The following is a 14,989-nucleotide window of genomic DNA, read 5'->3' on the forward strand; positions in this document are numbered from 1 at the left end:
TGAAAAAGACCTGTGTTAAACTTCAATAAAAACCACCATGAGCGTATTACAAATAATTCAAGAACGCAGTAATAATACTTGCGAATTATGTACATCCACTAACGACTTAAAACAATATACCATTCCGCCATCTTTAAATGAAAACGTGGCCAATGATGTTTTGGTTTGTAAAACCTGTTTGGATCAAATTGAAGAAAACACAGACATGGACCCCAATCATTGGCGTTGTTTAAATGATAGTATGTGGAGTGAGCATGTTGCAGTTCAAATTATGGCATGGCGTATGCTCCAACGTTTAAGAAGTGAAGGTTGGCCAAAAGATTTATTGGATATGATGTATTTGGATAATGACGCATTAGCATTAGCTCGCGCGACAGGCGAACATGAAGATGAAGCCAATAAAATCATTCATCGTGATGTAAATGGTGTAATTCTGGATAATGGCGATTCCGTTGTATTGATAAAAGATTTAAAAGTGAAGGGTTCTAGTATGGTTGCTAAACAAGGTACAGCTGTAAGAAACATTCGTTTAGATCATGAAAATGCCGAATTTATTGAGGGTAAAGTTGATGGTCAGCACATAGTGATTATTACCAAATATGTCAAGAAAACATAATATGTAATTAAGGCATTTTCTCTTTTTTTCGAAACCTATGAATTCGGATTTTTCCGATAGTTGTTGGGTGATTTTCCCTTTATCATTTTAAATTGCCGATTAAAATTCGAAATATTATTAAAACCAGATTGATAGGCAATTTCAGAAATGGAACTATCCGTTTGTGTTTGCATAAGCTTACACGAGTTTTCAATACGCAATTCATTTAAAAATTGAAAATAGGTTTTGTTGGTACGTTTTTTAAAATATTTGCAAAAGGCGTTTTTCGTCATGTTAGATACTTCTGCAACAGCATCAAGCGTAATGTTGGTTGTATATTGATTCATAGTAAATGCCAAAACATCACGCATGCGTTTTCCTTCATTATCGGAATATTTTTTATCATATATAAAGGATGATAAACTCTCGTAGTTAGCTTGTGACGCTATCTTCATTAATTGTAGTAAAACTATAAAACGTTCTAATTTACTAGATGCTTCAAGCTTTAAGAATAATTTTTTTAAAACCTTTTTATGAGATGTTACTTTAAATCCATGTTTGGAACGCTTAAAAAATTTCTGTAATTCCAGCAATTCTTCCAAGTCAAAAAAATCAGAACCAAACGACTCCTTCGTAAAAAACAATGATAACATTCGTGAGTGTTCGGAAGCTTTTACATCACTTTTAAATACATGTGGCATATTACTATCTAAAATAAGGATGTCGTTTTTAGAATAGAAATTAACCGTGTCACCAACAATCAGCGTGCCTTCGCCTTCCAAAATAATACTGAATTGTATTTCTTCATGTTGATGCAGTTTATCATAAAAGCTCGTTTCAAAATCCTCTTGATAAATTAGAGTATCTTGTTCTGGTTTTGGAATTTTAAATGGAAGTACTTTCATGGTGTATTTAAATCATCTGAAAAGTAAAATTAAGCAAATACTATTCGTAAGTTTAATAAATTATTTTTTTTAGATAATATAATACCAATCTATCCTAATAAAAATAACAATTACAAATTAGAGATAATTCTTAAATTAGCTTAACGAACTAAATATATTCTTAAAACGTCAGAATTTATGATAACTAAAAATTTAAATTGGGAAGATTTTTTAAAAGTTGACATGCGGATTGGAACAATTCTATCCGCAGAAATTTTTAAGGAAGCTAAAAATCCCGCCTATAAATTGATAGTAGATTTTGGTGCGTTGGGCAAGTTGAAAACGTCAGCTCAAATAACAAACCTATATGAAATTGATGAACTTATAGGAAGGCAGGTGGTGGCTATTGTAAATTTTCCAGCAAAACAAATAGCCAACATCATGAGTGAATGCTTAATTTTAGGAGGATTAGGAGAAGATAAAGATGTGGTCTTATTGCAGCCTGAACGTCAAATGCCAAACGGTTCAAAAATATCGTGAATATGTAAAAAGTAACGTTTAAACTAATGGTAATTAATGTAACCTCTTAAAAAGCAGTTGTTTGTCCGTAATTTCTGCAATTTAATAGCATTAGTCTGAAAGTTCTGCCGTATATCGAAAACTATACGAGTAATTGGTTAAAGATGTTATATTTACGGTATCCCTCATATGATTAGTAGCACTTTATGTATTGTTTAATATTTAAAAATCATATGTCATGAGTTTAGTAATTTCAAACTATAACAACTTTTTTAACGTAAAAGGTATCCTTGATAAAAAGTCTGTTGGTATGTTTCAAGAGGAATTTGAAAACGTATTCGAAAAGTTGCAATCCGTAACCATTAGTATCGAAGAGTTAGATAGCATAGATAAATTTGGTGTTATGGCACTGGCAAAATTGCACAACGAATCCCTATTAAAAAAGAAGCAATTATCTATTATAGGTTTTGGATGTAAAGATTTGTACGATCATTTTAAAACCAATGATGCGGCCTAATTAGCTAGACATATCTGCTATTATTTTCCATTCACCGTTTATTTTCTTTAAGATAATAAGAAATTCACCTTGGGCATTACCAACCGCGCGTTTTAAATGGTATTCACCCATAACATAATAAGAATGGTCTTCAATTGGCGAAATAGAATTAAATGTAAATTGTAATTCACCCGTATATTCTTTACTAGGATAGCCTTTTTTATAATTGCTTAACGTTTTATGCCATCCTTTGGTAACACCATTGCTTCCATAAAATTTTAACGAATCGCTTTTCCAATAACCTTGCATAAACCCTTCTAAATCAAATTTATTCCAAGCGTCCTGTTGTGTTCTTAAAACCTCACGAATGGCTTGCATATCTTCAAGATAGGTTTTAGATGTTTCAGATTGTGCAAATGTGCCAACTGAAAATAGGAGGCTTAAAATGAGATAAATAGATTTCATAAGGTTTGGTGTTAGTTCATTAAAAGTACAAACAAAAATTTAAAGCGCCTTTTTCTGATGCTGAAAAAATGCATCCGCTTGCAACTGCATAAGTTCCCGTGCTTTTTTACGCTTATAATTGTAAAGTTCGTCTTCTTCTGAAATATCTTTATAAATTTTATTATTCAAAACCATATCTGTTTTCAAAATCTCGTTGCGCGCATTCATTTTTTGCGTAGCCCAAGTTTTTACGGTGCTCTCCGCATCTTCTAATTTGTAATCATAAGGCCCTTTAAGCGATAATAATTTGGCAATAATTGGTGATGTTTCAATAGCCAAAAACAATAGAAAAATAAAGAATGATGGGAGCCAAGGCAATTTTTGAAGCGCATTTACGCGTGCCATCAATCCATCAAAACCATCAATAATGGGTTGTGTACTTTGAATTTGTGTTTGTTGGTTGTTTCGTAAATCTATAATCTGATTTTCTAGTACGGCTATTTTAGCCTGATTGCTTACTTTCAAATTTTGAAGTTCGGCTAAACCCATATCATGTTTATCGCGTTTTTCTTGGTAAACGGGTCCTTTGCCTAATAGTTTGGTGCCAGCCCTTCCTTCCGCTTCTTGAATATACGTGTCGTATAAGGCATTAACCTCGGTTTCTTTTACCGTAATTTGGTTTTTAAGAGCTGAAATATCTGTTTCTAAATTGCGGATGTTTGGTAAGAATTGTTTTGAAATCTCTTCCTGATTTTCAAGAGTCATTTGGTTCTTTTCAGTTAAAAGCAATTGATTGATTTCCTTTTCAAAAATTTTAAGTTCTAATGGTTTCGAAATAACAATAGCAATAATGACTGCCAAAAGGAGTCGTGGTGTGGCTTGAAGTAGTTCGTTTATTTTATGATCACGTTTCTTAATAGTAGAAACAATAAAACGGTCTAAATTAAAAATGACTAAACCCCAAATAACACCGAAACCCATAGCTATAAAATAGTTGTCAAATACGGTGTAAAGCGCATAACTAGCTGCTATAAATGCCATAACAGCCGTAAAGAAAACGGTGGCGCCAATACCGGCATATTTGTTTTGCTCACCATTGGAGCAGGTGTTTAAAATGTCTTGGTCAGACCCAGAACAGAGGATGAAGAATTGTTTTAACATGATTGATTGATGTTTTGACTTGTCCTTAAGTTAGACAGGTTGATTGACTATTAGAACGTTAGATGGTGGTTTTTGTTACAGTTTTGTTCTGTTTATTTATAAAAAAACCTCACGTGGTCAGAAACCAGTGAGGTGAATTGTATTAAATTATATTTTATTTTACAGTGCTAAAATGTGCTGTTCCTTTACCATCGGTAATTTTTGTTGAAATATTTATATTTGGTTCTTTTTTAGTGATTTCTAATATTTCACTGTAGGAAACCAGTTTGTCATTGTAATAATATTTAATATCATTTTCCTTTAAACTTTTTACAAGTTCATGTGCGGATTGGGCCACAGAAGGAGGTGCAGGCGGTTGTGGAATCTCTTGACGGTCGTTAGTTTCCGAAACCCAATCCGTATTGAACTCACTTACCACCTGATTATTTTGGTAATCCTTACTAATTTTTTGCCCAGCTATAACATCCGCGCCATTGGTTTGAGTCGTTGATAAAGTTTTTCCGTTAATATCAACCTCATAACCTAAACGATTATAGTATTTAGTTTCATCTTCATTTGTGGTGTAAAAATGCGTTTTATTATTTATAGTTATAAAGCCTGTTTTTGCATTTTTATCTGGGTTTAATGTGCTTAGTGAATCATAATAGTCTTGATCTATTTTTTTGCCAACAGCCATGGTTTTTGGAGCAGGCGGTGGAGGTGGTGGCATTTTACTTTTTTGCACTTTCTTCACTTTATGATTCCGGTTGTAATCATGCTGTGCTTTTATATATTCTTTTTTTTGTTCTGGCGTCGCATTTGCAGGAATAGATGGTGGAGGTGGTGGTGGTAATTTGTGTTCTACCTTGCCATTTGTCACTTTGTATTTGCTGTAATATTCGTTGCTAAGTGTTTCATATTTCGCTATCTGTTCGGGCGTGGCGTTTGCTGGAACGGGTGGAGGTGGTGGTGGTGGCTGTAAACGTTCACTCACTTTTCCGTTTTCTATCTTATATTTTTTATAATATTCGTTGCTAACATTTTTGTATTTCGTTTTTTGTTCAGGTGTTGCGTTTGCTGGAACTGGAGGAGGAGGAGGTGGAATTAGATTGTCTACCAACTCAATTAGAATAGGCGTTTTAATACTGTTTTTAGTAGCTTTTATATCGTATATTGTAATATAATCGCCAATTTTGGCAGAATTCAAATTAGTTAGGGCTTCTTCGCTCAATGCGTTTCCTACAACATTAACGGTCGGTTTTCCCGGAACTTTAAACTTAAAGGATGAAATAGTTTCGGTTGTATTGGTTTCTATTTTTAGGTTTTTTACGAGAGCTTTATCAAAACTAAACCTGCAATCTTCGCAAATAACATCATATATTTTTAGAAGTAATTTAGTTTGATCTTTCTTGCTTTCTATGGCTTCGGTAGTTTTAATAATTCCAGGCTTTGATGGTCTAAAAACTTCTTTGGTGCTACTGAAACTGTAAATTAATACAGCCAATACGGGCAGGATGATGAGTCCCTTTACCCATTTTACGGTGTTTGATGTGTGTGATTTCATAACTGTAAATCGTTTTTTGATTAATGAATAATTAATAGCATTCGCCAGATGATGAGTCTGTGCGTCTTCCATAGTCTTGGAAGCTGAAAATGCCAATAAGATATGCTGATAGGTTTTGGTGTCCGTTCCCGTTTTAAGAACAGCCTGATCAGCTAAAAATTCGTGGTTTAATTTAATGTCTTTTTTAATAAAATAAAGAAGCGGATTAAACCAAAATATAATTTGCATAAGCTCAATAAACAAAATATCTAAAGCGTGTTTTTGCTTGGCATGAGTTTCCTCGTGAAGCAGAACTTCTTGTGGGATTTTATGCGCTTCATATTTTGATTTATTTAAAAATATGTATTGTAAAAAGGTGTGAGGATAAATTAAATCCGACAATAAAACATGGACTAAATTGCCCTTTTTATGCTTTGGATTTTGTTTAATACGATTAATAAGTTTTATAAAATTATTGGTGAAACGCCCCGCAAAAATTAGGACACCTAAATAATAGATAGACCATAAAATGGTTGGTAAATAGTAGGAAAAGGATGGTGCTATTTCTGTAGGCGTACTAATCGTTTCTAAATTGCTAAAAACAATTGGATTTCCAAATGCGGAAGCATCTACAAACGTGGTAAACGTAATAAATGGTATGGCAACAGAACCCAAAAGAGCTGCCAATAAATAGAAGCGTTTAAAGTGGTGAATGCTTTCACGCTCCAATACTAATTTATAGAACAACATAAAAACAGCCAAACAAGCACTAAATTTTAGAATGTAGATGTCCATAATTATGTAATTTGTTTATATTTATTTTTAAAAAGATCGTGTTGAATCTTACTAAATTCTCGGTGTCAACCTTTTGTAATCTTGACGACTACGGTTTGTTTTTAATTTGCTGATCTATCAGTTTTTTTAAATCTTCCAACTCCGTTTTAGATAAGTTGGTTTCTTTGGTGAAGAACGATGCAAATTGTGACGCGCTGTCATTAAAAAAATCTTTAATCAATCCGTTAACATGCTTGGAGAAATAGGCCTTCTTTTTAACTAGCGGGAAATATTCTCGAGATTTCCCAAAGGTATTATAAGCAATAAACCTTTTATCCGTCATGCGTTTTAAAAGCGTGGCAACAGTGGTTGGAGCAGGTTTAGGATCTGGATAGGCATCTAGCAAATCTTTCATAAAGCCTTTTTCCATTTTCCAAAGGTGATTCATTAACTCTTCTTCCGATTTTGATAACTGCATGTTCTACAAGTTTAGATTGTGTTCTACAAACATAGAATATTAATTTGTATTCTACAAGTGTAGAGGTGTTTTTTTTAATTTTTGAAAGTGCTATTCGTAGAATTTAATTGTTTAATTTGAAACAAAAAAAGTATAGAAAAATTCAACAAAGCGTTAAATCTCGATACTTTTTTCTTCTTACTAACACGAAAAATCAAGCGATTTGACGATTAAATTTCTATGTGGTATTTATTTAGAAAGCTCCGTAAAATATTTATAAAACAACGGAATGGTTTCAATACCTTTTATATAATTCCATACACCAAAATGCTCGTTTGGCGAGTGGATAGCATCACTATCCAAACCAAAGCCCATTAAAATAGTTTTGCTTTGAAGTTCTTGTTCAAACAAGGACACAATAGGAATACTTCCGCCAGAACGTTGAGGAATTGGTTTTTTTCCAAACGATTCTTCATACGCTTTACTTGCCGCTTGATAGCCTAAACTATCAATAGGTGTTACGTAACCTTGTCCGCCATGATGTGGTTTTACTAAAACTTTGACACCTTCAGGCGCAATACTTTCAAAGTGTTTTTTGAAAAGTTCCGTAATTTCTTCCCATTCTTGATGTGGCACCAAACGCATAGAAATTTTTGCAAATGCTTTACTGGCAATAACCGTTTTAGCGCCTTCACCAATATAACCACCCCAAATACCATTCACGTCTAATGTTGGTCGAATGGAATTGCGTTCGTTTGTTGTAAATCCAGCCTCGCCATAAACAGCGTCAATGTTTAGTGATTTTTTATAAGCATCGAGTGAAAAAGGCGCTTTGGCCATTTCCGCACGTTCTTCTTTTGATAACTCTTCAACTTTATCATAAAAACCGGGAATGGTAATATGGTTGTTTTCATCGTGTAAAGCAGCTATCATTTTGGTTAAAACGTTGATAGGGTTTGCAACAGCACCACCATATAATCCAGAATGTAAATCACGATTCGGACCCGTTACTTCCACTTCAACATAGCTTAATCCGCGCAAGCCTGTTGTAATACTTGGCACATCTTTCGCAATCATGCCTGTATCTGAAATAAGAATCACGTCATTCTTTAATTTTTTGTGATTGTTTTTTACAAAGGTTGAAAGGTTAACCGAACCAACTTCTTCTTCACCTTCTATCATGAATTTTACATTACAAGGTAATTGATTTGTTGATGTCATGAATTCCATGGCTTTTACATGCATGTACATTTGGCCTTTATCATCACAAGCACCACGAGCAAAAATGGCGCCTTCCGGATGAATGTCTGTTTTTTTAATAACGGGTTCAAAAGGAGGAGACGTCCATAATTCAATTGGATCAGCCGGTTGCACATCATAATGTCCATAAACCAAAATGGTTGGTAAATTTTCATCAATTATTTTTTCCCCAAATACAATTGGATAACCCGCAGTTTCACATATTTCAACATGATCACAGCCTGCTTTTTCTAAACTAAACTTGACAGCATCGGCTGTGCGAAGTACATCATTTTTGAAGGCAGAATCGGCACTAACCGACGGCATTTTTAATAATTCAATGAGTTCATTTAGAAATCGCTGTTTATGTTCAGCAACGTAACCTTGTATGTTTTTCATAATTGTATGTTTTGCTATTTCTGAATGCGTTGAAATAGATTGATTGTGTTTCTTCAAAAGTACAAAACAGTCTGAACTTTTTATGATAAGATGCGTTTGATTATTCAAACTATTGTTTATATTTGCATCCCGATTGCGGATTTTTGCAATCTTATTAATGCGGGCGTGGTGGAATTGGTAGACACGCTAGACTTAGGATCTAGTGCCGCAAGGTGTGGGAGTTCGAGTCTCCCCGCCCGCACAGCGACTCGAGAAGCTTCAGTGAAAACTGAAGCTTTTTTTATGTAAATATTTTAAATAAATCTTCAACTATTTAAATCTGTAAACTATTTATAATCAATCCAATAGATGGCGAATTAGTATGACTATGATCTAAACTTGATTTTTAAACATATATCAATAAAATAATTAGAGGTATTACGTTTTTTTTTTTTTGAGTTAATAATAAAATGAAATAGTGTTTAATTTTTTTCTAAATTCGTTAATCAAAAAAGGCTTATGTACTTTAGAAAAAAACATGGAAAGGGATTTCGGTATGTAGATGGTTCCAATACCACCGTTAAGGATAAAAAACTGAAAGATTGGTTTAAATCTTTAGTTATCCCACCGGCTTGGACTGATGTGGAAATAAACACGAAAAAGCATGCTAAAATTTTAGTTACAGGTCGAGATGATAAGGATAGAAAGCAATATATCTATAATCAAGAATTTGTAGAAAAACGAAATCAAGAGAAATTTGATCGGATTCTCAAATTTGCAGAACAATTGGAACACATGCGCCGTGTTACAGGTCAGCACCTCCGAAAACGCTCCTTAACCAGAGAAAAGGTTTTAGCATGCATGGTTCGTTTGCTAGAAGCAGCTTACTTTAGGCCGGGTAGTGATTACTATACTCAAGAAAATGAAACCTATGGTTTAACAACCATGCGTAGTAAACATTTGAATATTGAAGGCGACGAATTGATTTTTAGTTATGTAGGTAAATCTGGGAAAAAGCAAGAACGAAATATCGTGGATGAGAAGCTTGCAAAAATAGTACAAGAAATAGATGATTTGCCCGGTTATGAAATTTTCAAATTTATTGATGAAAATGGGGCGAAGCAAGACGTAAAAAGCGAACATTTAAACGACTATATAAAAGAAGTTATGGGCGAAGCGTTTTCGGCTAAAGATTTTAGAACTTGGTCGGGAACCGTAATTGCCGCTATGGCTTTGGATGAAATTGGAGCTTTAGAAGAGGAGGACCAACAAATGTTGGATAAAAACATTCGTGACGCCGTAGTGCGTGTTAGTGAGCATTTAGGAAATACACCGTCCGTGGCCAGAAGTTCATATATTGATCCACGCGTAATTGATGAATATACACATGGAAAAACTATTAATTATTTTCAAAATGAAGTTAACCGATTAATTAAGGAAAATAAAAATCTATCTCGAGAGGAACTAGGTGTTTTATGTATGCTGAAGAAAAAATTGAAATAATTAAATTACAGCTGAACGAAGAACAATTTTTACATGTAACATGTTTTTTTTAAAACTATAGTTTATCACCATACATTTCTATAACCATTTTTAGCTTTAAAGTCTTCCTTTTATTCGCAAAAGGACTAGCACAATTAGCACTTAACTACACCGTATGGATAAATTTAAACATGTGTTTTATTATTTTGTACTATGTTTATTATGTACGGATTTATAGCTATTCAACTGAATAATGATTACCTTTAGGATAATTGTTAGGCGTCATTTTAATCCAAAAAAAATAGCTATGAATAAACAAAATGTCACTGAAATAACCAAACGTGCTTTTCCATGGCTGATTATGATTTTGATGTCTTCCGTAACCTTTGTCGGAATACTATCCGAGTTAATGCCTTCTGGAGTACTTCCTTTAATGATGGCTGATTTAAATATCAGCGAAGTGCAAACAGGAAATTTGGTGGGTTACTATGCGATAGCTTCGGCTATTTTTGCAATCCCTCTTATTTCAATAACCATGCAATTCAACAGAAAATATTTGTTGCTAATATTACTCGGTGGATTTGCTATTTCTAATATTATTTCAGGACTTGTTTAAAATTATTCCATTATTATAATTCTTCGTGTAATTGGATGTATTTGTGCAGGTGTTATGTGGCCAATGATTGCCGCTTACGGCATGCGACTCGTAGATGAAAAGTATCATGGGAGAGCTATAGCTGTAATTATGGCAGGAACTACATTGGGAATTAGTATCGGTATGCCCATTATGACCACTATTGGTAATGATTATGGTTGGCGCACAGAATTTATAGGGCTAGGTGGGTTTATTATTGTTATTGCTTTAATTAGTTTTTTTGCATTACCTTCTATACCTGGTGAAAAACTTACTAAAGGTTCTTCTCCATTTGCTCTGTTAAAAATACCAGCCGTTTTAATTGTCTTATTGCTAACGCTATTTGGCGTAATAGCACATTATGGTGTGTATGTATACATTACAAGCCTTGTTGATGAAATTCAGTTGGCAGGCGGTGTTGAAAGTGCCTTATTGTTTTTTGGAATAGGATCTCTGATTTCTGTGTTGTTGGCTATAAAATATACCGATAAATATTTAAGGCTATTAACCATAGCCATGTTTGCCTTACTAATCTTTTCTATGGGTGTTTTTCTAATGTTTGGTGGCACTAAGGGTATGGGGCATTTAGCTTTCTTTTTGTGGGGACTTTCATTTGGCCCATTAGTAACTTTGTTACAAGCAGCCGTAAGCCGGCAAGTAGAAACAGCCAAAGATGTTGCTACATCAGTTCAGTCTTCTGTTTTTAATTTATCCATTATGATTGCATCCTCTGTTGCTGGACTGTTGCTTGGTGTATATTCTCCAATGAGCTTGGTTTATTTTGCAATTGCTTTGTCTGTTCCAGGCTTAATTATTTCCTTTTTATCTAAAAAAACTTTAGGTTGATTTTTGTAAATAATTTAGAGATAATATTTAAAAATAGTAAATCACAATTATGAAACGAAAAAATTATGATACCGTAACCGAAGCAATGGCAGATCTAAAAAAGATGGGTTATACCATTGATTTTTCAATTTTGACAGAAAGGAATGTTTAATATGTCATTTTACTGCAACGGAATTATCACCAGAAGATTTTGAAATAGACCAATTTTATAGGTTTGAAGGCGATAGCGATCCAGGAGATGAAATGATAGTTTATGCCATTTCTTCAGCTAATAAAAACCTGAAAGGAATTGTGGTAAGTGCATATGGAATGTATGCAGACAACGCCTCGTCAGCAATAGTAAAAAAATTAAATACGCATCCTAAACATTAAAACGAAGAGTCATTGCCTGAAGGAGCTTTTTAAATTTATTGGGATACCCACCATTATGACAGGAAAATAAGGGATTTAACTTATAAATAATGACAGAATTTTGGGAACAAACATTTAAAGATAAACAGGAATTGTGGGGTTTTGAACCCTCAAAATCTACGGTATTAACAAACAGTTTCTTTCTTGAACAGCAGATTAAAAACGTACTCATACTTGGAATAGGTTATGGACGAAATGCTCAAATATTTCAGGAGCATGGAATAACTGTTACAGGAATTGAAATTTCTAAAACGGCGATTGATTTAGCTCAAAAGCATTTTGGAAATGATTTAACAATACATCACGGCTCTGTAACAGAAATGCCATTTGATGAAAATTTGTATGATGGAATATATGCGTATGCTCTAATTCACTTTTTGAACAAAAACGAAAGAGGAAAGTTAATCCAAGACTGCATGAACCAACTTACGGCAGGTGGTTTTATGGTTTTTGCAACGGTTGCAAAAGATGCCCAAATTTATGGTCGTGGAACTTACATTTCTAAAGACAGATTTGAAATATATGGAGGTTTAAAAATGTTCTTCTATGACGAAGAGACTATTCGAGAGGAATTTGGTAAAGTAGGATTATTGGAAATAATAGAAGTGGATGATATTTATCCCTTTTATCTAATAACATGTAAGAAATGAAAATAGTTAAAGTCACTTTTCCAAGTGTGCTAACATATCGAGAAATGATATTAAAATAAATTGGATTGAAATAAAAAGGACTGTTATCGTGTTGGTAACAGTCCTTTTTTATCTGAATCCATGGACTAAACATTTTAGAAGCTTATTATAAGCTTAAAGGAACATCATAAGCCATTTCTTTTCTACGGAATAAGAAGTTGCCATCGCGAACAGAAGCTAATACATCTACTCGTTTACGCATAGCTTCATAAACAGTGCTTTCATTTAAAACGATAAAGTTTGCTGTTTTACCAACCTCTAAACCATAATTGTCTTGAATATTTAAACAACGAGCTCCGTTATAGGTAATTAAATCGAAATTAGTTTTTACATCTTCCGAAGACATAATTTGAGCCAAGTGAATTCCATTATCCAAAATATTCATCATATTTCCATTCCCCATTGGGTACCACGGATCATTGATTGAATCTTGTGCAAAAGCCACATTAATTCCGTATTCAATAAACTCTTTAACTCGCGTTAAGCCACGACGTTTAGGGTAGGTGTCTTGACGGCCTTGTAAATAGGCATTCTCCGTTGGTCAAGCAATAAAGTTCATCTTTGTCTTTTGGAAAATATCTAGCATTCTAAATGCATACGAATCGTCTGCCGAACCAAATGAGCAGGTATGGCTCGCCGTTGTTCTAGTACCATAATCTTCCATATAGACAAGTCCATTTAATAACTCAACAAATCGTGAATGTGGATCATCGGTTTCATCACAATGCACATCAATCATCTTATCATATTTTAAAGCAAGCTTTACAATATCATGAACCGATTTTTCTCCAAATTCTCTAGCAGGCTCGTAATGTGGAATGCCGCCAACAACATCAGCGCCCATTTTCAACGCTTCTTCTACTAACTCAAGTCCACCTTTGTACATATACATGCCTTCTTGTGGAAACGCCACAATTTGAATATCAACCGTATCTTTCAGGTCTTCTTTCATTTCCAACATGGCTTTTAATGCCGTAAAGTTAGGATCGGTAACATCTATTTGAGTTCTAATATGCTGTACGCCTTGGGACACTTCGTCTTTAATTCCCTTCATAGCCAATCTTTTTACACTTTCTACCGTCAGTGTTTTTTTGAATTGGGGCCATAACTCAATAGCTTCAAATAATGTACCGGAACCTGCGCCTTCCTGTCCTAGTTCTGATAATGTATATACATAATCCAAATGCAAATGTGGGTCTACATAAGGAGGTAAAACAAGCTTGCCGTTGAGATCAATTTCTTCATCGCATTTTGGTAAATTAGTTCCGAGATGCGTAATTTTCCCGTTTTCTACAATCATTTCGGTTGCAGAATCGTTGCGATAAATTTTCGCATTAAAGAATTTTTTTTTCATTTTACATTGATATTATGTTAATACTACCAGCTATATTTTCAGTAACTAATTACATTCCGAGCATAGCGTTGGTTTTCTATAAGATACCATTTTTAATTTGATATTTTATGATAAATCCCACGCCTAAAACTAAAATGATTTTTGGAAGCCTCCCTATTTTCTATTAAATGTTGGGTACGGAATAAATTCAGTTTCGTCTCCTTTAATTTTAGTAAAAGATTGGGTTTTCCATTTTTCTTTTGCTTCTTTTATCAATTCTTTATCTGAAGAAACAAAGTTCCAATCAATAAAGCGTTCTTCAGGAAAAGGTTCACCGCCAAAAATATAGATTGTGGTGTTTTCCTGAATCGTGAACTCGCAAAGTGTACTGTCCTTTGCCACCAATAATTGTTTAGGTTGATAAACGTTGCCTTCACTTTCAATAGCGCCTTCCAAAATATACATACCTGCTTCGCCAAAAAGGTCGTTACCAATATTTACAACCTGTTTTGATTTACTTTTTATTTCAAGCATAAACAGTTTGCTAAAAACGGGAACTGGTGATTTTTTCCCAAAAGCTTCACCTGCCACTAGTTTAAACTGCAAATCTCCCTCTGACCAACTCGGAATTTCAGCTTCTTCAATATGAGAGAATGCTGGCTCCATTTGCTCCAAATGTTTTGGCAGTGCCACCCAAATTTGTAAACCGTGCATAAATAATGGCGAGTCGCGTAAATACTCTGGTGTGCGTTCGGAATGTACAATGCCCTTTCCTGCAGTCATCCAATTTACAGCACCAGGTTTAATTTCTACTTCATTGCCTAGAGCATCACGATGCATAATGCTTCCTTCAAATAAAAAAGTAAGGGTGGAAAGTCCAATATGTGGATGTGGCAGCACATCAAAATTTTCACGTTCATTAAGCTTTACAGGCCCCATGTGATCTATGTAAATAAAGGGGCCAACCATTCGTTTCTGTCTAAATGGTAACAAACGACCTACCATAAACTTTCCTATGTTGGCAGCTCTTTCTTCTATTATCAATTTGATATTTGACATAATATAAATCTTTTTAAAGTTTATCCTTTTTTATTTTAAGCGGAAGCTCTAGCTGTACAGTCTCTT

At 34.1% G+C, this 14,989-nt stretch carries 12 protein-coding genes, 1 tRNA gene and 2 pseudogenes; 7 read left to right on the forward strand and 8 right to left on the reverse strand.

Annotated features, from left to right (window positions below):
* The first annotated feature begins 37 nt into the window (after positions 1–37).
* On the forward strand, positions 38–616 hold the full coding sequence (locus ACN0QX_RS01485) for a PhnA domain-containing protein (RefSeq protein WP_417195144.1): 579 nt from the start codon (positions 38–40) through the stop codon (positions 614–616).
* A gap of 35 nt (positions 617–651) precedes the next feature.
* Here ACN0QX_RS01485 and ACN0QX_RS01490 read toward each other — a convergent pair whose 3' ends face one another.
* On the reverse strand, positions 652–1,500 hold the full coding sequence (locus ACN0QX_RS01490; RefSeq protein WP_417195145.1) for an AraC family transcriptional regulator: 849 nt from the start codon (positions 1,498–1,500) through the stop codon (positions 652–654).
* 177 nt (positions 1,501–1,677) lie between these two features.
* On the opposite strand from ACN0QX_RS01490, the gene ACN0QX_RS01495 reads away from it, so the two are divergent.
* Positions 1,678–2,019: a tRNA-binding protein gene (locus ACN0QX_RS01495; RefSeq protein ID WP_248396109.1), complete on the forward strand. Its 342-nt coding sequence runs from the start codon at positions 1,678–1,680 to the stop codon at positions 2,017–2,019.
* A gap of 217 nt (positions 2,020–2,236) precedes the next feature.
* The gene (locus tag ACN0QX_RS01500; protein ID WP_376858076.1) at positions 2,237–2,515 is read left to right on the forward strand and encodes an STAS domain-containing protein; all 279 of its coding nucleotides are present in this window, start codon (positions 2,237–2,239) and stop codon (positions 2,513–2,515) included.
* Here ACN0QX_RS01500 and ACN0QX_RS01505 read toward each other — a convergent pair whose 3' ends face one another.
* The 5 genes from ACN0QX_RS01505 to ACN0QX_RS01525 all read right to left on the reverse strand — a co-directional run bounded on the left by ACN0QX_RS01505 (position 2,516) and on the right by ACN0QX_RS01525 (position 8,490).
* Positions 2,516–2,959, reverse strand: a complete 444-nt coding sequence (locus ACN0QX_RS01505) for a YybH family protein (RefSeq protein ID WP_248396104.1) — start codon at positions 2,957–2,959, stop codon at positions 2,516–2,518.
* 39 nt (positions 2,960–2,998) lie between these two features.
* Positions 2,999–4,099, reverse strand: a complete 1,101-nt coding sequence (locus ACN0QX_RS01510; protein ID WP_417195146.1) for a DUF4407 domain-containing protein — start codon at positions 4,097–4,099, stop codon at positions 2,999–3,001.
* Between the two features lie 154 nt (positions 4,100–4,253).
* Entirely contained in the window at positions 4,254–6,416 is a 2,163-nt protein-coding gene (locus ACN0QX_RS01515) for a M56 family metallopeptidase (protein WP_417195147.1), read from the reverse strand.
* An 88-nt stretch (positions 6,417–6,504) separates the two neighbouring features.
* A complete protein-coding gene (locus ACN0QX_RS01520) occupies positions 6,505–6,873 on the reverse strand; it encodes a BlaI/MecI/CopY family transcriptional regulator (protein ID WP_248396094.1) in 369 nt (122 codons plus the stop codon).
* A gap of 228 nt (positions 6,874–7,101) precedes the next feature.
* Positions 7,102–8,490: a dipeptidase gene (locus tag ACN0QX_RS01525; RefSeq protein ID WP_417195150.1), complete on the reverse strand. Its 1,389-nt coding sequence runs from the start codon at positions 8,488–8,490 to the stop codon at positions 7,102–7,104.
* 159 nt (positions 8,491–8,649) lie between these two features.
* Between ACN0QX_RS01525 and ACN0QX_RS01530 the strand changes: the two genes are divergently transcribed.
* From ACN0QX_RS01530 to ACN0QX_RS01545, 4 genes and pseudogenes are all read left to right on the forward strand, one after another.
* Positions 8,650–8,731, forward strand: a tRNA-Leu gene (locus ACN0QX_RS01530).
* Between the two features lie 257 nt (positions 8,732–8,988).
* Complete coding sequence (locus ACN0QX_RS01535) at positions 8,989–9,972, forward strand: DNA topoisomerase IB (protein WP_248396089.1); 984 nt, start codon at positions 8,989–8,991, stop codon at positions 9,970–9,972.
* Positions 9,973–10,321: 349 nt separating this feature from the next.
* A pseudogene (locus ACN0QX_RS01540) lies at positions 10,322–11,431 on the forward strand (MFS transporter).
* 461 nt (positions 11,432–11,892) lie between these two features.
* A complete protein-coding gene (locus ACN0QX_RS01545; protein WP_417195152.1) occupies positions 11,893–12,492 on the forward strand; it encodes a class I SAM-dependent methyltransferase in 600 nt (199 codons plus the stop codon).
* Positions 12,493–12,637: 145 nt separating this feature from the next.
* Here ACN0QX_RS01545 and ACN0QX_RS01550 read toward each other — a convergent pair.
* Positions 12,638–13,885, reverse strand: a pseudogene (locus ACN0QX_RS01550) (amidohydrolase family protein).
* A 153-nt stretch (positions 13,886–14,038) separates the two neighbouring features.
* Positions 14,039–14,923 carry a pirin family protein gene (locus tag ACN0QX_RS01555; RefSeq protein WP_248396069.1) on the reverse strand — a complete coding sequence of 295 codons (885 nt, stop codon included), beginning with the start codon at positions 14,921–14,923 and terminating at the stop codon, positions 14,039–14,041.
* Between the last annotated feature and the right edge of the window lie 66 nt (positions 14,924–14,989).

Source organism: Bizionia sp. (genome assembly GCF_048259285.1).
Taxonomy (GTDB): domain Bacteria; phylum Bacteroidota; class Bacteroidia; order Flavobacteriales; family Flavobacteriaceae; genus Algorimicrobium; species Algorimicrobium hallyeonense.

Bases quoted from the DNA above. Each gene is read 5' to 3' on its own strand.
- ACN0QX_RS01485 (WP_417195144.1), top strand. From the start codon at position 38: ATGAGCGTATTACAAATAATTCAAGAACGCAGTAATAATACTTGCGAA.
- ACN0QX_RS01490 (WP_417195145.1), bottom strand. From the start codon at position 1,500: ATGAAAGTACTTCCATTTAAAATTCCAAAACCAGAACAAGATACTCTA.
- ACN0QX_RS01495 (WP_248396109.1), top strand. From the start codon at position 1,678: ATGATAACTAAAAATTTAAATTGGGAAGATTTTTTAAAAGTTGACATG.
- ACN0QX_RS01500 (WP_376858076.1), top strand. From the start codon at position 2,237: ATGAGTTTAGTAATTTCAAACTATAACAACTTTTTTAACGTAAAAGGT.
- ACN0QX_RS01505 (WP_248396104.1), bottom strand. From the start codon at position 2,959: ATGAAATCTATTTATCTCATTTTAAGCCTCCTATTTTCAGTTGGCACA.
- ACN0QX_RS01510 (WP_417195146.1), bottom strand. From the start codon at position 4,099: ATGTTAAAACAATTCTTCATCCTCTGTTCTGGGTCTGACCAAGACATT.
- ACN0QX_RS01515 (WP_417195147.1), bottom strand. From the start codon at position 6,416: ATGGACATCTACATTCTAAAATTTAGTGCTTGTTTGGCTGTTTTTATG.
- ACN0QX_RS01520 (WP_248396094.1), bottom strand. From the start codon at position 6,873: ATGCAGTTATCAAAATCGGAAGAAGAGTTAATGAATCACCTTTGGAAA.
- ACN0QX_RS01525 (WP_417195150.1), bottom strand. From the start codon at position 8,490: ATGAAAAACATACAAGGTTACGTTGCTGAACATAAACAGCGATTTCTA.
- ACN0QX_RS01535 (WP_248396089.1), top strand. From the start codon at position 8,989: ATGTACTTTAGAAAAAAACATGGAAAGGGATTTCGGTATGTAGATGGT.
- ACN0QX_RS01545 (WP_417195152.1), top strand. From the start codon at position 11,893: ATGACAGAATTTTGGGAACAAACATTTAAAGATAAACAGGAATTGTGG.
- ACN0QX_RS01555 (WP_248396069.1), bottom strand. From the start codon at position 14,923: ATGTCAAATATCAAATTGATAATAGAAGAAAGAGCTGCCAACATAGGA.